This is a genomic window from Salinisphaera shabanensis E1L3A, from assembly GCF_000215955.2.
Classification (GTDB): domain Bacteria; phylum Pseudomonadota; class Gammaproteobacteria; order Nevskiales; family Salinisphaeraceae; genus Salinisphaera; species Salinisphaera shabanensis.
Map to the genome: position 1 here is coordinate 1 of NZ_AFNV02000039.1, position 15072 is coordinate 15072.

The window sequence follows — 15072 nt, forward strand, 5'->3', positions numbered from 1 at the left end:
GGCCAACAAACGCTTCAAGCGACTGTTCTCGGTCTCGAGCGCCTTCAGACGCTTGGCGTCCAAGACCTCCATCCCACCGAACTTGTTCCGCCACGTGTAATAGCTGGCTTCGGAAAAGCCGTGCCGGCGGCACAGTTCCTTAACCGGCGTTCCCGCCTCGGCCTCTTTTAGAAAACCGATGATCTGCTCTTCGGTATAGCGCTTTTTCATGTCCAATCTCCAGGCTTGGGGTGATTGGACTCCAGATCGGTGTGCTACTCAATAGCGGGGGATGGTCGGTTCCAGCCGAAGCGTTTAACGTTGCGCAGATATAAGAAACACATCCCGAAGCCCCAGTTGCGCTGGTTGTCTGTTAGGCGAACCAGCCAGCCGGCGATTTCAGCATTCTTATCCGAAAGCGTCGGCTGGTAGCGATAGCAGGAAGGGCTGATCGAAAACGCCAGGCAGGCCAACCGGACACTGATCCCACGTTCACTCACGCTGCGTTGGGCCATCTCACGCCGGCGAGATGGCCTCACCATTTTTTTGCGAGCGCCTCCTGCACGATCTCGGCCTTGACGCTCTTCGGCGTACATCTTCTTGAGCCGGCGGTTCTCATCCTCCAGGTCTTTCATACGCGCCATCAGCGACGCATCCATCCCGCCGTATTTGCTGCGCCACTTATAAAACGTCGCCGAGCTCATGCCGTGCTCGCGGCAAAGTTGCGATACGAGCGTGCCGGCCTCGGCCTGCTTCAGAATCGCCAGGATCTGGCTGTCGGTATTTCGCGATGTCTTCAAGGGAATGTCCTCGGGTTAGGTGACGAGAATATTCCACTTTCGATCTGCGTCGTTTTTCGGGGGGCTTACCCCGTCGCCGCCCAATGCGAGGCGTAGTCCGTCTGATGTTCAAAGACCATTTGAACCGCGCGCTCGCGTTCGCGTACTTCCGATGAATAGCGTTTGCTTTGTTTTATGGCTCACGTCTCTCAAGAGTTGGAGCCTTCGGAAATCCCAGAGTGATTCACATCTTTACGGAGCACACCGTCTGTAGTGATCTGCCAGATAAAATCGCCAATGGCATCGAGTGTATAGACACCATCCGGATCGAACCATGTCGCAACCCAGTTGAGCGCTCCGAGGCCGACCAGGCGAAGCAAACGGCCATCGACACCCTTCTGAATCACGCCCTGTTCAATCATCGTTTCGAGGATATCCGACCAAAGAGACTCGTACTGGTCACGCAGTTCGATGATTTCCTCTCGCGCCTCTGTGCCTAGCGCACGCCATTCAAACAGCAGTACGTAAACCGTGTCTGAATCAACCAACAGGGCGCGCAGGTGCGCGTTGACACTAAGACGCAACCGCTCCACCGGATCGTCCGAGCTGGCGTACGCCATTTCGACCTCTGTTGTAACCAGGCCGACTCCGCGTCGCATCAGCTCAACAAGGAGTGCTTCCTTGGTGCTGTAACGATAGTAAAGACTCCCAGGTAGCATGCCACAAGCTTCGGCAATCTCCTTGAGAGAGGTTTTCTCAAACCCTTTGTCACGGAAAAGCCGGGCCGCGCTGGACAACACGTCATTCTGATCGTCCAGCTTGCGTACAGGCGGGACCCGTTTTGGAACCATAGTTTCGACATCTCCTCGGCCGGCTCGCACATTGTTGATTCAAGCGCGGCTGCTACCAAACCGTTTGAATTAATGGTACGCAATCGTGGGGGGACTCGCCATTTAAGCTCGACGTGTCCTTGACTTTTGGTTGGTCGACCAACCAAAATCCGGAAATAATATTGCTTCCGAAAACGCGATATGGCGATTACCTATGACCAACAACCGCCTCTGGGCACAGACCCACCTTCGGGGGATGTCCGCCCGGCGGCACAGACCCGATGAGTGAATCAGACAAAGTTCAGCCCGGTCACGCCGTGACGACTGCGTGGCAGTTCGCCGAACAAGTACCCCACAGCAAGGACCTGGGTATGCAGGTGATCGGGGTGGAGGGCGAACAGGTCTGCATGCGCTTATCCCCCCAGTCGTGGATGCGTGCCGACGATGACGTCCAGGACATCTGCACCAGTGTGCTCTATTCGCTGGCGGACTCGGCAAGTGGGCTCGCGGTATTCGCGGCGGTTCGGGAGCTGAAACCGATCGCCACGCTGGATTTACGTATGGATTATCTTCGGTCGACCGCTGGTCACCCTGCCCTTTTGGCAACCGCCTATTGCCACCACCTCAGCGAGGAGGTTGCGTTCGTTCGTTGCGAGATTCACGCCGAGGGCGAGCAGCAACCGGTCGCCGTCAGCAATGCCACCTTCATGCGCGGCACCCAGAACAAGCGCTTCCAGGCGGCTATCGAGCGGGCGGGCGGCGCATGAGCGGCACGGCTAACCCGGCGCAATCGAGCGGCCCCGCTCGGGACGCCGCGACAGACATACAGCGCTGGCAAACATTGCTTGAGAGCATTCCCTACGCCCGCCATCTCGGGCTCGAGATCGTGCCGGACTCTACCGGCGTACAGGTCCATTTGCCGTTCCGAGAGGCCCTGGTCGGCAACGTCATGTTGCCCGCCCTGCACGGGGGCGTGCTTGGCGCGCTGATCGAGATTACCGCGCGTATTGCCGCACAAGGTGAGGATGCGATGGAGTGCCGCCCGCGGATCCTGGATTGCAACGTGGATTACCTGCGTTCGGCGCGGACGCAATCCACTTTCGCCAGCGCCGAGATTGTTCGCCGCGGCCGCCGGGTTGTTCTGGTGCGCGTCACGTGCTGGCAGGATCGAATCACGGCGCCGGTTGCCAGCGCACGGGTGCAGCTATTGTTGGATACGGTGTCCGCTGCTAACCCGAAAGAGGCGCGATGAAACATGACGACACAACGCCGGTGCTGGTCGGAGCCGGTCGAATCACCGCACGCGAACCGGATGCCGAACGCACGCCCATCGGCTTGATTGCCCAGGCCGCGCGCGCGGCAGGCGACGATTGCGGGGCCACCAATGTGCTGCCCGAGGTGCAGTCGCTAACCTGCCTTAACATTTTGGCGCCGTCCTATCCCAACGCACCGGCCAGCCTCGCGGACAAGCTGGACATCAACCCTCAAGAGCGGTTCTACACACCCATTGGCGGCAACATGGGTCAATGGTTGGTGGAGTACTACGCGAATCGCATCGCCGCCGGCGAGCTGGAGTGTGCCCTGATTGCCGGCGGTGAGGCGCTTGCCACCCAGATGCGCGGTAAGGGCTCCGGCTTGTCCGGGATCATCGATAAGAACCACGCGGAAGGCCCGGCCATGCTGGGCGACAGCCGCGAGCCGACTAACGCGCTGGAGCAGCGGCACGGGATGGGATTGCCCATTCAGATTTACCCGCTGTTCGAGAACGCTATACGCAGACGCTATGGGCACAGCCCGGCCGAGCACCAGCAGGCGCTGGGTGAGTTGTATGCCGGGTTGAATGACGTGGCCGTAGCCAATCCGCAGGCCTGGCGCCGCGCGCCGTTATCCGCACAGGACATTGCGACTCGCGGGCAAAAAAATCGAATGGTCGGCGCGCCCTATACCAAGCACATGAATGCGATCATTGCGGTCGATCAGGCCGCCGCATTGGTCATGATGTCTGCCGGAAAGGCTCGTGAACTGGGCATCGACCCCGAGCGTTGGGTTTACCCGCTGGCGGCAGCGAGTGCTAGCGATCGCTGGTATGTGAGCGAGCGTGACGATCTGTCGCAGTCCCCGGCCATCGCGGCGGTCGGTCGCGCACTGCAGCAAACCCACGGACTAGCGATAAACGAGGTCAATCATATCGACCTGTACAGTTGCTTTCCCAGCGCGGTACAGATGGCGCGCGACGCCCTGAGCATTGCGGCGGACGACTCCCGACCGCTAACTGTGGACCGGGGGGCTCGCCTATCACGGCGGTCCGGGCAACAACTATTGCACGCATGCTATTGCCGAAATGATGGCACGTATCCGCGCCGACCGCTCGAATACCGCCTTGGTCAGCGGCGTGGGCTGGTATATGAGCAAACATTCGCTCGGGCTCTACGGCGGACAGCCGCCGGCTAACGGGTGGAAGCGCGTCGATACGCCTGCCTTGCAGGCCGAAATCGACGCCAACCCGGGCGTGGTGGTCGCGGATCAACCCCAAGGAAAGGGCCGTATCGAGACCTACACGGTGATGCACGATCGTAACGATAGGCCGGTGCAAGGCATCGTTCTCGGGCGTTTGGAGGATGGCCGGCGATTCGTCGCCAACACACCCGCCGACACGGCCCTGCTCGATGCCATGACCAACGAGGAATTTCTCAACCACGCCGGCTGCGTGCACAGCGACGGCGAGCGCAATCTGTTCACTCCGAATGGGTGATCAGAGCGTATTCACCCGTGGCGGTGTCACGCTGATTGTGCACAAGCCCTGAGGGAGAAGACCCAATGAGTGCGGCATCCGAAACAGCGCTCGATCAGGGTAGCGTAGCCCAGCGCATGAGCGATATCCGCGAGGCTGCTCGCGGCGTGAGCGAGGGTTTTTCCCGGCAATATATGCGCGAGTGCATCGACAATCACCGCTTTCCCCAAGAAGCTTGGGACGCCTTGGGCGATTACGGCCTGCTCGGTATCACCATACCGGAGGCGCTAGGCGGCGTTGGCGGCGGCCAGGTAGAGCTTGTCGCGCTGATGGAGGCCTTGTCCGAGACCGGCATGGTGCTGCCTATGCTCCTGCTCACCGGCTTTGCGCGTGTACCCATTCTGCGCAACGGCACGCCCGATCAGATCGATCGCTTCGTCAAACCGACGATCAGCGGCGCCGAGAAGCTCTGCTTCGCTATCACCGAGCCGGATGCCGGCACCAATAGCTTCGCCATGACTTCGCTGGCCACGCAGGCGGGCGACGGTTACCGGTTGACCGGCCGCAAAGTATTCATTTCCGGCGCGGCGGACGCCGACCGCATGCTGGTGGTCGCCCGTACGCAGAAGGCCAGCGAGGTCGAGCGCCGCACTGAGGGCATGTCGCTGTTCGTCGTTGACACCGACGCGCCCGGAGTGGAACTGCAGCCACTGAACATCGATGTCGGCTGGCCAGAACGCCAGTACCTGGTCTTCTTCGACGATGTCGAACTTGACGCGGACCGCCTGATCGGCCAGCCGGGACAGGGCCTGGCCGCCATGTTCGAGGCGCTGAACTCCGAACGCCTGCTGGTTACGGCGATGTCCGTGGGACTCGGCAACTACGCGCTCAAGAAGGCCGTGGCCTACGCCAACGAACGCAAACCCTTCGGCAAGCCCATCGGCAGCTATCAGGCCGTTCAGCATCGCCTGGCCGAGGCCAAGGCCGAGCTGGAAGCTGCGCGGCTGATGATGATTCAGGCCGCGGCCACTTTCGACGCCGGCGGCAAGGCCGGCGACCATGCCAACATGGCCAAGCTGCTGGGCTCACGCGCCGCGGTCAAAGCGGTGGAGGCGGCCTTGCAGACCCATGGCGGCTATGGTTTCGACAAGGACTACGACGTAATCACGCTATGGCCCTCGGCGCGGCTGATGGAGGTCGCGCCCGTCAACAACGAAATGCTGCTCAACTACATCGGTGAACATGTCCTCGGTCTGCCCAAATCCTACTGACACCTCCAGCGAAATTGAGCGCGGCGATTTCCGGGCAACGGACGGTCGGGAGATCGCCCTCTGGAAATGGCCGCACACGCCCGGGCGTCCGACGCTGCATTGGGCGCACGCGACCGGGTACAACGCTGGAACCTATACGCCGCTACTACACGAACTTTCTGCCGATTACAACGTGCTCGCCTGGGACATGCGCGGTCACGGGGCGAGCGCGCCCGCGGGCGATCTTTCACGCTTTCGTGGTTGGCAAACCTATTACGACGACCTGTGCGCGCTGCTGGACTCAACCGAAGGGCCTTTGTGGCTGGCCGGCCATTCCATCGGCGCCACTGCCAGCATCATGGCCGCGGCCCGGCGACCGGACAAAGTTCTGGGTTTGATCCTGGCCGAGCCGGTCATCATAGACCGATGGTGGGGCCTGCAATTGATGTTGGCCAAATTACTGCGGCAATCGCATCGCGTTTCCCTGGCCGCCGGCGCCGCACGGCGTCGACAGTGCTTCGATTCGCGTGCTCAGGCGATCGAAAATTATACTGGCCGGGGCGGATTCAAGACCTGGCCTCGGCGTTGGCTTGAGGCCTATGTTGCACACGGCTTTGTAGACGACGTGGACGGCGTACGATTGGCCTGCTCGCCGGCTTGGGAAAGCAGCACTTTTGCCCACACCGACCACAATCCCTGGCCAGGGGTCCGGCGGCTACAGTGTCCAGTGATCGCGTTGGGCGCGGACCACGCTTCCACCTTCTCGCAGGCGGCACGCAAGCGCATGCGCGCCCTGCTGTCTCGCGCCGAGGTAAAGAACATTCCCGGGACCAGCCACTTTCTGCCCATGGAACGGCCGGATGCAGTCTGCGACGCTATACAGAGACTAATCCCGCCTAAATCCCACCGGGCGTGAGAGCCAGATGGCCACCCGTGGCTGTGGCGTGCCGTCCGCCTTGTGGGCCCGCAGTTTGTGGGTGAGCACAGGCATTAGGCAGGGTATCTCGATTGACGAGACGCGGTACGAAACCGCGCCGTCAACCCAAGAGGCTCGCCCTCTGGAAACCCCATCGCTGCGGTGCCTGCGGCAAGCCACAGGGCTTGATGAATAAACGCCAACGCATGTCCGTATTTTATTCTATAGCGCTTCGCCGCCGGTACCCTGTTAATCCGGCATGAAGGTATTTTCATGCCGGTTAATAACGTCCATAACGCCCCCTATTACTGGAGAGAAAAGCCGATTTATACTAGGGCGTGTTGCCGTTTCACGCGGGCCCGCGTTGCGACGCCGCATGGCGCGATTTCGGGCCGCAACCTGAAGGGATGACGGCTATTTCCCGCAATACGGCCTTGCAGCTCACTCATGTAGCTGGGCTACACCGCGCTCGCTGCGCCTTGTCTTGCGGAAAATAGCCGTCGGCGCGGCATCGTCTGAAACGGCGACAGGCCCCAGAGCCCATGCTGTTTTGCGGCGCGGTATTTCTAGCTGACCAGGTTTCGTCTGGCGATCAGGACAAATGGCCAGCAGGAAGACGCTTCACTCGACCGCTACAGCGTTGCGCCAGATTTCGCGGTTAACGTGAGTTAAACGACGCCGCTTTAGGTATGCTCGTGGGTGACCGCCGCGCTCACAGCGATCGCCCGATCAGTTCCTTCATGATCTCGTTGGTGCCACCGTAGATCTTCTGTACCCGAGCCGCGGCGTACATCTGTGCGATCGGGTACTCCATCAGATAGCCGTAGCCGCCAAACACTTGCACGCACCGGTCGATGATCTCGACCTGCTTGTCAGTGCCATGCAACTTCGCCATCGACGCCGTCGCGGCGTCGAGGTCGCCGTCCAGGTAGCGCTGGACGCAGTGGTCCATAAAGGTCTTCGCCGCGAGCACTTCGGTCTTGCACTCGGCCAGCACGAAGCGTGTGTTCTGAAAGGCTAGGATCGGCTTGCCAAACGCGGTTCGCAGCTTGGCGTAATTGATCGCCTCCATGACCGCCGCCTCGGTCATCGCCACGCCGGCTATGCCAATAATCAGGCGTTCCCGGGGCAACTGCTCCATTAGCTGAAAGAACCCCTGCCCTTCTTTGCCACCGAGCAGGTTCTCGGCGGGTACGCGCATGTCGGTGAAGGTCAACTCACGAGTATCCTGGCCATGCTGCCCCACCTTCCCCAGCACCCGACCGCGCTCGTAGCCTTCGACCTGATCCACTTCCACCACAAACAGGGAAATGCCCCGTGCGCCCTCGGTCTTGTCCGTCTTGGCGACGACGATCATCAGATCGGCGTGGGTCGCGTTGGAGATGAAAGTCTTCGATCCGTTGATTACGTAGTGGTCGCCATCACGGACCGCCGTCGTGCGTACCGACTGGAGGTCAGAGCCGGTGCCGGGTTCGGTCATCGCGATGCCGATAACCTTATCGCCGCTGGCCATGGCCGGGATCCAGCGCTTTTTCTGCGCCTCGGTCGCGTACGCGGCCACGTAATGCGCCACGATCGTCGAATGCACGCTAAACCCGAACGCGGTGTCCTGCGCCAGAGCGAGCTCTTCCTGAACCACGACCTCATGGCCGAAGTCGCCGCCGCCGCCGCCATACTCCTCGGGCAGACCGGGGCATAGCAGACCGGCGTCGCCACTTTTATTCCAGAACGCCCGATCGACCTGGTGCTGTTCGGCCCAGCGCTCCTGGTTCGGTGTGGCTTCGCGGGCGAAGAACTTCGCCGCTTGCGCGCGCAGCAGCGCGTGGTCCTCGGCTTCCCAAGGCGTGCGATAGTCGGGAAATAGTTCACTCATGGTGGTTATTTTCCTGTGTAGTGTGGGGCGCGCTTCGCTAGAAAGGCGGCCTGCCCTTCGTGGCAGTCGGCGGAATGAATCGCTAGATAGAAATTGCGTTTTTCGTGTTCAAGGCCTTGATTAAGTGACGTTTCGTGGGCCTGCAACGCAGCGTCCTTGGCTAGCGACACCGCCAGCGGCGAATTGGATGCGATACGCTCAGCCATGGACCGCGCCTGCTCTAGGGCCTCGCCGGCTGGAACCACGCGCGCGACTATTCCGTCGGCGCATGCGTCGGTCGCACAAATGAAGTCGCCGGTCAGCAGCATGGCCATTGCTTTGGCCTTGCCGACTGCACTCATCAGCCGCTGGGTGGCACCGCCACCGGGGATAACGCCGAGCTTGACCTCGGGTACGCCGAATTGCGCGTTGTCGGCGGCGATGACGATATCGCAGGCCAGCGCCAGCTCGCAGCCGCCGCCGACCGCCAATCCCTCCACGGCAGCGATGAGCGGCTTGGGGAATCGCCCTAAAACGGACCAAAGCGTGCCGCCAAGCGCTTTTCGCGGGCCGAGCAAAGCATCCTCACGGATGCGGTCGAAGGCGGTGATATCGGCGCCCGCGCAAAAGTGCCCGGCGGCGCCGTGGATCACCACGGCGCGCACGCTGTCGTCATACTGCACGTCTGCAAGCGCCTGCCCCAGCGCGGTCAGAATCTCTTCGTTAAGCGCGTTGCGTGCCTCGGGGCGGTTGAGTTCGAGGACGACGATGGATTCGTCGCGCTGGATGTTGAGAATAGCCATCAGGCGTCCTTGTAGAGATCGCTATAGCCTGCCCGGATCGACTTCTTGTCCAGCTTGCCGACGCTGGTGCGCGGCAGTGCTTCAAGACAGACGACTGTATCCGGCAATTGCCATTTGGCGAAGTTGGGCGCCAGAATTTCGTGGACCTCGCTTATCGGCACGTCGTTGCCGTCATCTGTGACCACCAGTACGAGGGGGCGTTCCTGCCATTTTGGATGCTCAATGCCGACAACCGCGGCATCACGGATACGTGGGTGTGCGGTTAGCGCATTTTCCATGTCGATCGAGGATATCCACTCGCCGCCGCTCTTGATCACGTCCTTGAGACGGTCGGTGAGCTTGAGGTAGCCGTGCCTGTCGATGGTGCCGACGTCGCCGCTACGCCAGTAGCCGTCCAGGAAGCGGTCGCCGTCGTCATCGAGCTTGTGGTATCGCTCGATGACCCACGGCCCGCGCAGCAGAATCTCACCTTGGGAAACGCCATCGAAAGGCACATCATTATCTTCCCCGTCGACCAGTCGGAAATCCACACCGGGCGCCATCAAACCCTGGCAACGCTTACGGTTCCACATCTCTTCGTCGGTCAACACATCATGCAGTGACGGCTTGAGTCCCCGGTTGATCGAGACCAGCGGCGTAGTCTCGGTAGCCCCGTAGGCATGGATCACGTCGGCCCCTGTCAGCTCATAAAAGCCGCGCATCAGGCTAAGCGACGGTTCGGTGGCCCCGCTCAGCAGCCGGGCTCGACCCAAGTCGGGCTTGCTATCAAGCGTTCGGATGTAGTCCAGCATCGGCTGAAAGATCGCAGGCGCGCCGTTGGCAACTGTAACCTGCTCGCTAATCATCGCATCCACCAACGCCGACGTATCCTCGGCCGCGTAACGACCTGGCAGCACGATCTTGGTCATTGCCTGAACGGCCGCCTGTGGCAAGCCCCAGCACTGACCGTGGAACATCGGTGTGATCAGCATCGCGGTGTCTGCGCTACTCATGCCGACCAGCCCCGTCATCGTCAGGGTGTGCAGGCACATGCCGCGGTGGGAGTAGTAGATGCCCTTCGGTCGACCCGTCGTGCCGGTGGTGTAGCAGGCGCTGTACGCCGAGGTCTCGTCGATCATCGGCCAATCAAATGTCTCGTCGGCCGCCGCGAGCAGATCTTCGAAATGATAAACGTTCGGCAGAGTCGTACTGATCTGCGACAGCGGGCGGTCGGTCATCACGATCCAGCCCTTGACCTGAGGCGTGAGCGGAGCGAGTTTCTCGGCGATAGGCAACAGGGTCTCGTCGACCAGGATCCACGACGCGTCGCTGTGATCAGTCACATACCCCAGATCTTCTGGCACCAAGCGCAGGTTCATTTGCAACATGACCGCGGCGAGGCCGGGGATCGCCCAGTAAAGCTCAAAGTGGCGGCGGCTGTTCCAGTCCAGAATACCGACGACGTCACCGGGGCTGACGCCGAGCCCGCGCAGGGCATGGGCCGCCTTGCAGATTCGCGCGTAACACTCACCGTAGGTGTAACGGTCCCAGCCGCCGTCGCTCGTGCGGTAGACGACTTCCTGCTCTGGATAGGTTCGAGCCGCGTGGCGGATCATCGTGGTTGTGTTGAGTTGATAGCTATCGCCGTGAGTAGACGGCCGGCCTGTCACGATATTGGCTGTGCTCATGATTTTTTCTCCTCAGACTCGTTCGATTATTGTGGTATTGGCAGTGCCGTGGGCCTCGCAGATGGTCTGCAGTCCCAGTCGTTTACCGGAGCGCTCGAGTTCGCACAGCAAGTCGGTGAGCATGCGCGCGCCCGTCGAGCCCAACGGATGCCCGATAGCGACCGAGCCGCCGTTGACGTTGAGCTTCTCGTCCGGAATATCAAATTCGCGCTGGAACATCAGCGGGACGCCAGCAAACGCCTCGTTGACCTCGAACAGATCGATGTCCGTCACGCTTAGCCCCGCGACCTTGAGCGCCTTGCGAGTGGCGTCGAGTACCGCGGTGAACTGGATCACGGGATCCGCGGCCGCAACCGCCATGGCGCGAAATCGGGCGCGCGGTTCAAGGCCTTGTCGCTGCGCATACTCGCGATCAGCGATCAGCAGCGCCGCCGCGCCGTCACTGATCTGGGATGCATTGGCGGCCGTCGTACGACCGTCTTCCGCGAAGACCGTCTTCAGGCTGGCCATCTTCCGCGCATCCGGATGCTCGCGAATGCCCTCGTCGGCGGTGATACATGGGCCGTCGGCATCATCTGGGTCGGCGGTGATCGGCACCATCTGCCGGTCGAAGGCGCCGGCGCGCGTCGCGGCAAATGCGCGCTTGTGGCTGCGAACGCTGTAAGCGTCGAGGGCTTCCCGGCTGAGCTCGAAGCGCTCATTCATGAGTTCCGAGCTAGGCCCCTGTGCCATCAGCCGACCGTTATAGCGCTCCAGCTCGAAGGTGCCATACTGCGGGCCCAGTGGCGCGCCGGGCATGAATGCGCCAGGCATGGTCACCTGCGACATTGACTCGACCCCGGCCGCGATGACCAAATCATAGCCGCCTGCCAAGACGCCCTGAGCGGCAAAGCTGACCGCCTGTTGACCCGAGCCGCATTGGCGATCGACGGTCACGGCAGGCACCGACTCCGGCAAGCCAGCACAAAGCACGGCGTGCCGGGCGATGTTGGAGGACTGCTGTTCGTGCTGGAGCACGCAGCCCGCGATGACGTCGTCGATCGCGGATGGCTCGACACCGCTGCGATCGACCAGGTATCGCAGGGTGTGGCCGAGCAGGTCAGCCGGGTGCCATTGGCTGAGCATGCCGCCGCGTCTGCCAACGGGCGTTCTTACAGCGTCAACGATGACGGATTCACGAGTGCTCATTCATTCCTCCATGGGTGGGTGTCCTGACTGCGACCAAAGGGATGTCGAGTTCGCGACCGAGCATTTCCCAGTGAGTTGCGGGCTGAGTGGCAAAACAAGCCTCGAGCTCCTCGATCGTCCGCCCCAGGTGTGCCGCAACTCGGGCCGCGAAGTGCGGCTCGAGTGCCGCGAGCGCGACGTGAGCGTCCGACGTGGCATAGATGCGATACGTCGGAAGTGCGCCACCGAGCGGTGTACCAGGTCCCATTAAGCCGTGTCGAACTGCAGCACCCGCCAGTTCCGCAGCATCGTCGAGTACTATCCTTTGGTGACTACCCGTGCCCGTACTCACCCTGTTGAACAGCCCCGCGACCGCGGCGGAAACCGCACGCTCAGCGCCAAGCAAATCCGCCACCGGAACCAGCGGCATGCCCGGCGCGCATAGCGTGCCGTGGCCGGCCTGGTATGTCAGATCATGGCCCGGCATTTCCTCCAAGTCCCCGCCGTGACCAACGATCTCGACGTGGATAATGGTCGGGCAGGTTTCGGAAATTCGATCCAGGCCCAGGCGGCTCAACGCAGACGGTCGCATCGCTGTGAGCAGGACATCCGCGTCCGCGAGCCGACCCTCGAGATAAGACAGTTGCTCGGATTGTCTGAGATTAACGGGAACGACCTCCTGATCAACCACCAACTCGTCGTACCAGGCCCTCGCCACGGCTGCCAGCGGATCACCTGAAGATGGCTCGATCTTGGTGACCTGTGCGCCCATCGCGGACAAACGCGCGGCCGCGATCGGCCCGGGCAGATTAACGGCGAGCGAGACCACTCGAATGCCCGCTAGCGATACCGATGTGAGCGAGCTCACGCGACGCGCAACCGTAGATAGGCCGACATCGTCATTATGAGTGCCAGCTCACGGTTTTGGTTGATCAGTTCGCCACCATAGACCACGCGGGCACGCCCACGATCGGGTTGGTACTCGACGTCTTCGATAACCGCGAAACCGGTGAGGGTGTCGGCCGGACGTACCGGCCGGCGGAACTGTAGGTCGCGAATGCCGGCGCCGCCTATGACGTCCCAATACTGTACGAGAGCGTCGACGACGAGACGCTGATAAACAGCCAGCGTTTGGACCCCGCTGGCGATCAGGCCACCGAAGTATCCCTCGCTGGCAGCGCGATCCGCGTCCATGTGAAAAAACTGCGGGTCCCATTGCCGGGCAAAAGCCACTATTTCGTCTGCACTAAGGGTGTAGCTGCCCAGCTCGATACGCTCGCCGAGCTGTGCGCTCTCCCCGAACAGAGCAACTGTTGGAACGACCGATTTCATTAAGGCTTACCTGTGAATCTCGCGGCGACTATACGATCGTACACTAAAGTACACAAATGTATTACATTTGGAGTCTGGTAATCTGCCGCTACTCGCAGCGAGTGCCGGTTAGCTGTAGGAGACGGAGAGTGAAAGCAATGGCGGGAACGCCTCAGCAGGCCGACAACGACCTGACCGCGAAGGCGCGTATCCGCAATGCGGCTCTCGCTCTATACGCGGACTTCGGCGAGGACGCGACGGCGATGCGTGCCATCGCCGAGGCAGCGGGGGTGACGGTTGGCTTGGTGGTACACCATTTCCGTACCAAGGACGGTCTGCGCGAGGCCATCGAACAGCATATCCTCGGCCTATTTTCCCACGCGATTGACCAAGCCCCTCTCGAGGGCACTGCGGCGGCGATTGCGGCCGCGCGCGACGAGGCGGTCGCAAGCATGCTCGCCAGAAACCCCGCGGTGATCGGCTACCTCAGGCGGGCCGTGCTCGATCCCACCGGCCATCGAGGACGGATCTTGGAGATGCTCACCCGGCTCGCTGCCGATCGAGTAAAGACGCTACGCAGCGCAGGCGTCGCGTCGGTGGCGCAACGTGACACCAGCCAGACAATCGGGGTCATGGTTCGCCAGCTCGGGCAGCTGTTTCTTCAGCCCATGGTCGATTCCATGTGGGCGCAATTAGCCGGGCCAGACGAGGCAGAACACGACAAGCCGCATCTGGTGGTGAAGGTTCACGAGCCCGGGGCCCCCGGATCATGACGAACATCCAGAATTGAGGCTGTTCGTTTGCCGGCGCCGGTAATGAACCAAGGCCGTATGCTCAACTGAAATGAAACGCGCTCAACAACGCGGTGCTGGTTTGTACGATGATGGCAGCAGCTGACCCACTGTGGGCTGAGCAAGCAAGGACATTAGCCTATCGCTGGTCAGCGGCGCGGGCCAGCACTCGGACGACGCTACCCAAGCTGTTCCAGATTGCGGCGGCCCCGCTATTCGCTAATTCCTATACGAAAGGCTCGCGGTGCCAGGTTGCCCACGAGCGGCGCGCAGAAGATTCTAGCGATGAGTTCGTGTGAAAGATTCGATGTCCGTTTTGGGCCCCGGCTGAGGGTCGGAGGACTCGTTTCGTGACCGGTGATGCCGTTGGAAGCGCGCGCTGCTGCCGGCGAGCCTCGACAACTACGTGGCCCAGGTCAATTTAGTCTAAGCGGTTGATGGCTTTGTCCACACCACGGCCTCGCCGACCTCTGCTTCGCGCGCGTAATCGGCCAGGTCGCCAATGTGCCCGGCTATCATCCGAGCACATCGCTCGAAATCGTTACCGGCGCGCATCTCAACCGGGCTCAGTCCAGCCGGCGGTTGGAGCGCGGGGCGTCGCTTTAAGGGCTTGGCACGACGAACCCAGTCCTATGCAGCGTGATCGGCTATCGTGGCCCGGGAATGGCTGATTCCGCCGTTGCGTCGAATCTCGTGACTGATTGTCGACGGCGCCCGCCGACCATCCCCCGCTATTGAGTAGCAGTCCGATCTGGAGTCCAATCACCCGAAGTCTGGAGATTGGACATGAAAAAGCGCTATACCGAAGAGCAGATCATCGGTTTTTTGAAAGAGGCCGAAGCGGGAACGCCGGTTAAAGAACTGTGCCGCCGGCACGGCTTTTCCGAGGCCAGCTATTACACATGGCGGAACAAATTCGGCGGGATGGACGTCTCGGACGCCAAGCGTCTGAAGGCGCTCGAGACGGAGAACAGTCGCTTGAAGCGTTTGTTGGCC

Annotated in this window: 16 protein-coding genes and 1 pseudogene; 8 read left to right on the plus strand and 9 right to left on the minus strand. The window is 61.4% G+C overall.

Translation table 11 applies throughout. The annotated features are described in order from the left end of the window. The 3 genes and pseudogenes from SSPSH_RS17375 to SSPSH_RS17385 all read right to left on the minus strand — a co-directional run. On the minus strand, positions 1-210 hold a 210-nt coding region (locus SSPSH_RS17375), incomplete at its 3' end, for a transposase (RefSeq protein WP_021031963.1). Between the two features lie 68 nt (positions 211-278). Then, a pseudogene (locus SSPSH_RS18620) lies at positions 279-779 on the minus strand (transposase); the annotation flags it as partial. 188 nt (positions 780-967) lie between these two features. After that, positions 968-1609: a TetR/AcrR family transcriptional regulator gene (locus SSPSH_RS17385; protein WP_006912363.1), complete on the minus strand. Its 642-nt coding sequence runs from the start codon at positions 1607-1609 to the stop codon at positions 968-970. 260 nt (positions 1610-1869) lie between these two features. On the opposite strand from SSPSH_RS17385, the gene SSPSH_RS17390 reads away from it, so the two are divergent. The 6 genes from SSPSH_RS17390 to SSPSH_RS17410 all read left to right on the plus strand — a co-directional run bounded on the left by SSPSH_RS17390 (position 1870) and on the right by SSPSH_RS17410 (position 6485). Then, positions 1870-2355, plus strand: coding sequence for a PaaI family thioesterase (locus SSPSH_RS17390; protein WP_006912364.1), 486 nt, complete (start codon positions 1870-1872; stop codon positions 2353-2355). Next, positions 2352-2840: a PaaI family thioesterase gene (locus SSPSH_RS17395; RefSeq protein WP_006912365.1), complete on the plus strand. Its 489-nt coding sequence runs from the start codon at positions 2352-2354 to the stop codon at positions 2838-2840. The genes SSPSH_RS17390 and SSPSH_RS17395 overlap by 4 nt, the downstream gene beginning before the upstream one ends. Before the next feature lie 20 nt (positions 2841-2860). Beyond that, positions 2861-4039 (plus strand): hypothetical protein, encoded by a 1179-nt coding sequence (locus SSPSH_RS17400; protein ID WP_202962201.1) that lies wholly within the window; start codon positions 2861-2863, stop codon positions 4037-4039. Beyond that, positions 3993-4340 (plus strand): hypothetical protein, encoded by a 348-nt coding sequence (locus SSPSH_RS19305; RefSeq protein ID WP_021031966.1) that lies wholly within the window; start codon positions 3993-3995, stop codon positions 4338-4340. The genes SSPSH_RS17400 and SSPSH_RS19305 overlap by 47 nt, the downstream gene beginning before the upstream one ends. Positions 4341-4405: 65 nt before the next feature. Continuing rightward, the gene (locus SSPSH_RS17405) at positions 4406-5590 is read left to right on the plus strand and encodes an acyl-CoA dehydrogenase family protein (RefSeq protein ID WP_006912367.1); all 1185 of its coding nucleotides are present in this window, start codon (positions 4406-4408) and stop codon (positions 5588-5590) included. After that, positions 5562-6485 carry an alpha/beta fold hydrolase gene (locus SSPSH_RS17410; RefSeq protein ID WP_021031967.1) on the plus strand — a complete coding sequence of 308 codons (924 nt, stop codon included), beginning with the start codon at positions 5562-5564 and terminating at the stop codon, positions 6483-6485. Before SSPSH_RS17405 ends, SSPSH_RS17410 begins: the two co-directional genes overlap by 29 nt. Before the next feature lie 712 nt (positions 6486-7197). On the opposite strand, the gene SSPSH_RS17415 is transcribed toward SSPSH_RS17410, so the two are convergent. The 6 genes from SSPSH_RS17415 to SSPSH_RS17440 are packed head-to-tail and all read right to left on the minus strand — an operon-like array spanning position 7198 to position 13306. Then, positions 7198-8358: an acyl-CoA dehydrogenase family protein gene (locus SSPSH_RS17415; protein ID WP_006912369.1), complete on the minus strand. Its 1161-nt coding sequence runs from the start codon at positions 8356-8358 to the stop codon at positions 7198-7200. A 5-nt stretch (positions 8359-8363) separates the two neighbouring features. After that, a complete protein-coding gene (locus SSPSH_RS17420) occupies positions 8364-9140 on the minus strand; it encodes an enoyl-CoA hydratase/isomerase family protein (RefSeq protein WP_006912370.1) in 777 nt (258 codons plus the stop codon). Then, positions 9140-10807, minus strand: a complete 1668-nt coding sequence (locus SSPSH_RS17425) for a long-chain-fatty-acid--CoA ligase (RefSeq protein WP_006912371.1) — start codon at positions 10805-10807, stop codon at positions 9140-9142. Before SSPSH_RS17425 ends, SSPSH_RS17420 begins: the two co-directional genes overlap by 1 nt. Positions 10808-10819: 12 nt before the next feature. Then, complete coding sequence (locus SSPSH_RS17430; protein ID WP_021031968.1) at positions 10820-11995, minus strand: thiolase family protein; 1176 nt, start codon at positions 11993-11995, stop codon at positions 10820-10822. Then, complete coding sequence (locus tag SSPSH_RS17435) at positions 11982-12842, minus strand: CoA transferase (protein ID WP_021031969.1); 861 nt, start codon at positions 12840-12842, stop codon at positions 11982-11984. The genes SSPSH_RS17430 and SSPSH_RS17435 overlap by 14 nt, the downstream gene beginning before the upstream one ends. After that, the gene (locus SSPSH_RS17440; RefSeq protein WP_006912374.1) at positions 12839-13306 is read right to left on the minus strand and encodes a MaoC/PaaZ C-terminal domain-containing protein; all 468 of its coding nucleotides are present in this window, start codon (positions 13304-13306) and stop codon (positions 12839-12841) included. The genes SSPSH_RS17435 and SSPSH_RS17440 overlap by 4 nt, the downstream gene beginning before the upstream one ends. A gap of 137 nt (positions 13307-13443) precedes the next feature. Here SSPSH_RS17440 and SSPSH_RS17445 point away from each other — a divergent pair, with 137 nt between their 5' ends. Both SSPSH_RS17445 and SSPSH_RS17450 read left to right on the plus strand, forming a co-directional pair. Next, positions 13444-14058 (plus strand): TetR/AcrR family transcriptional regulator, encoded by a 615-nt coding sequence (locus SSPSH_RS17445; protein WP_006912375.1) that lies wholly within the window; start codon positions 13444-13446, stop codon positions 14056-14058. Positions 14059-14862: 804 nt separating this feature from the next. Next, positions 14863-15072: transposase (locus tag SSPSH_RS17450; RefSeq protein WP_021031970.1), on the plus strand; the 210-nt coding region annotated here is incomplete at its 3' end.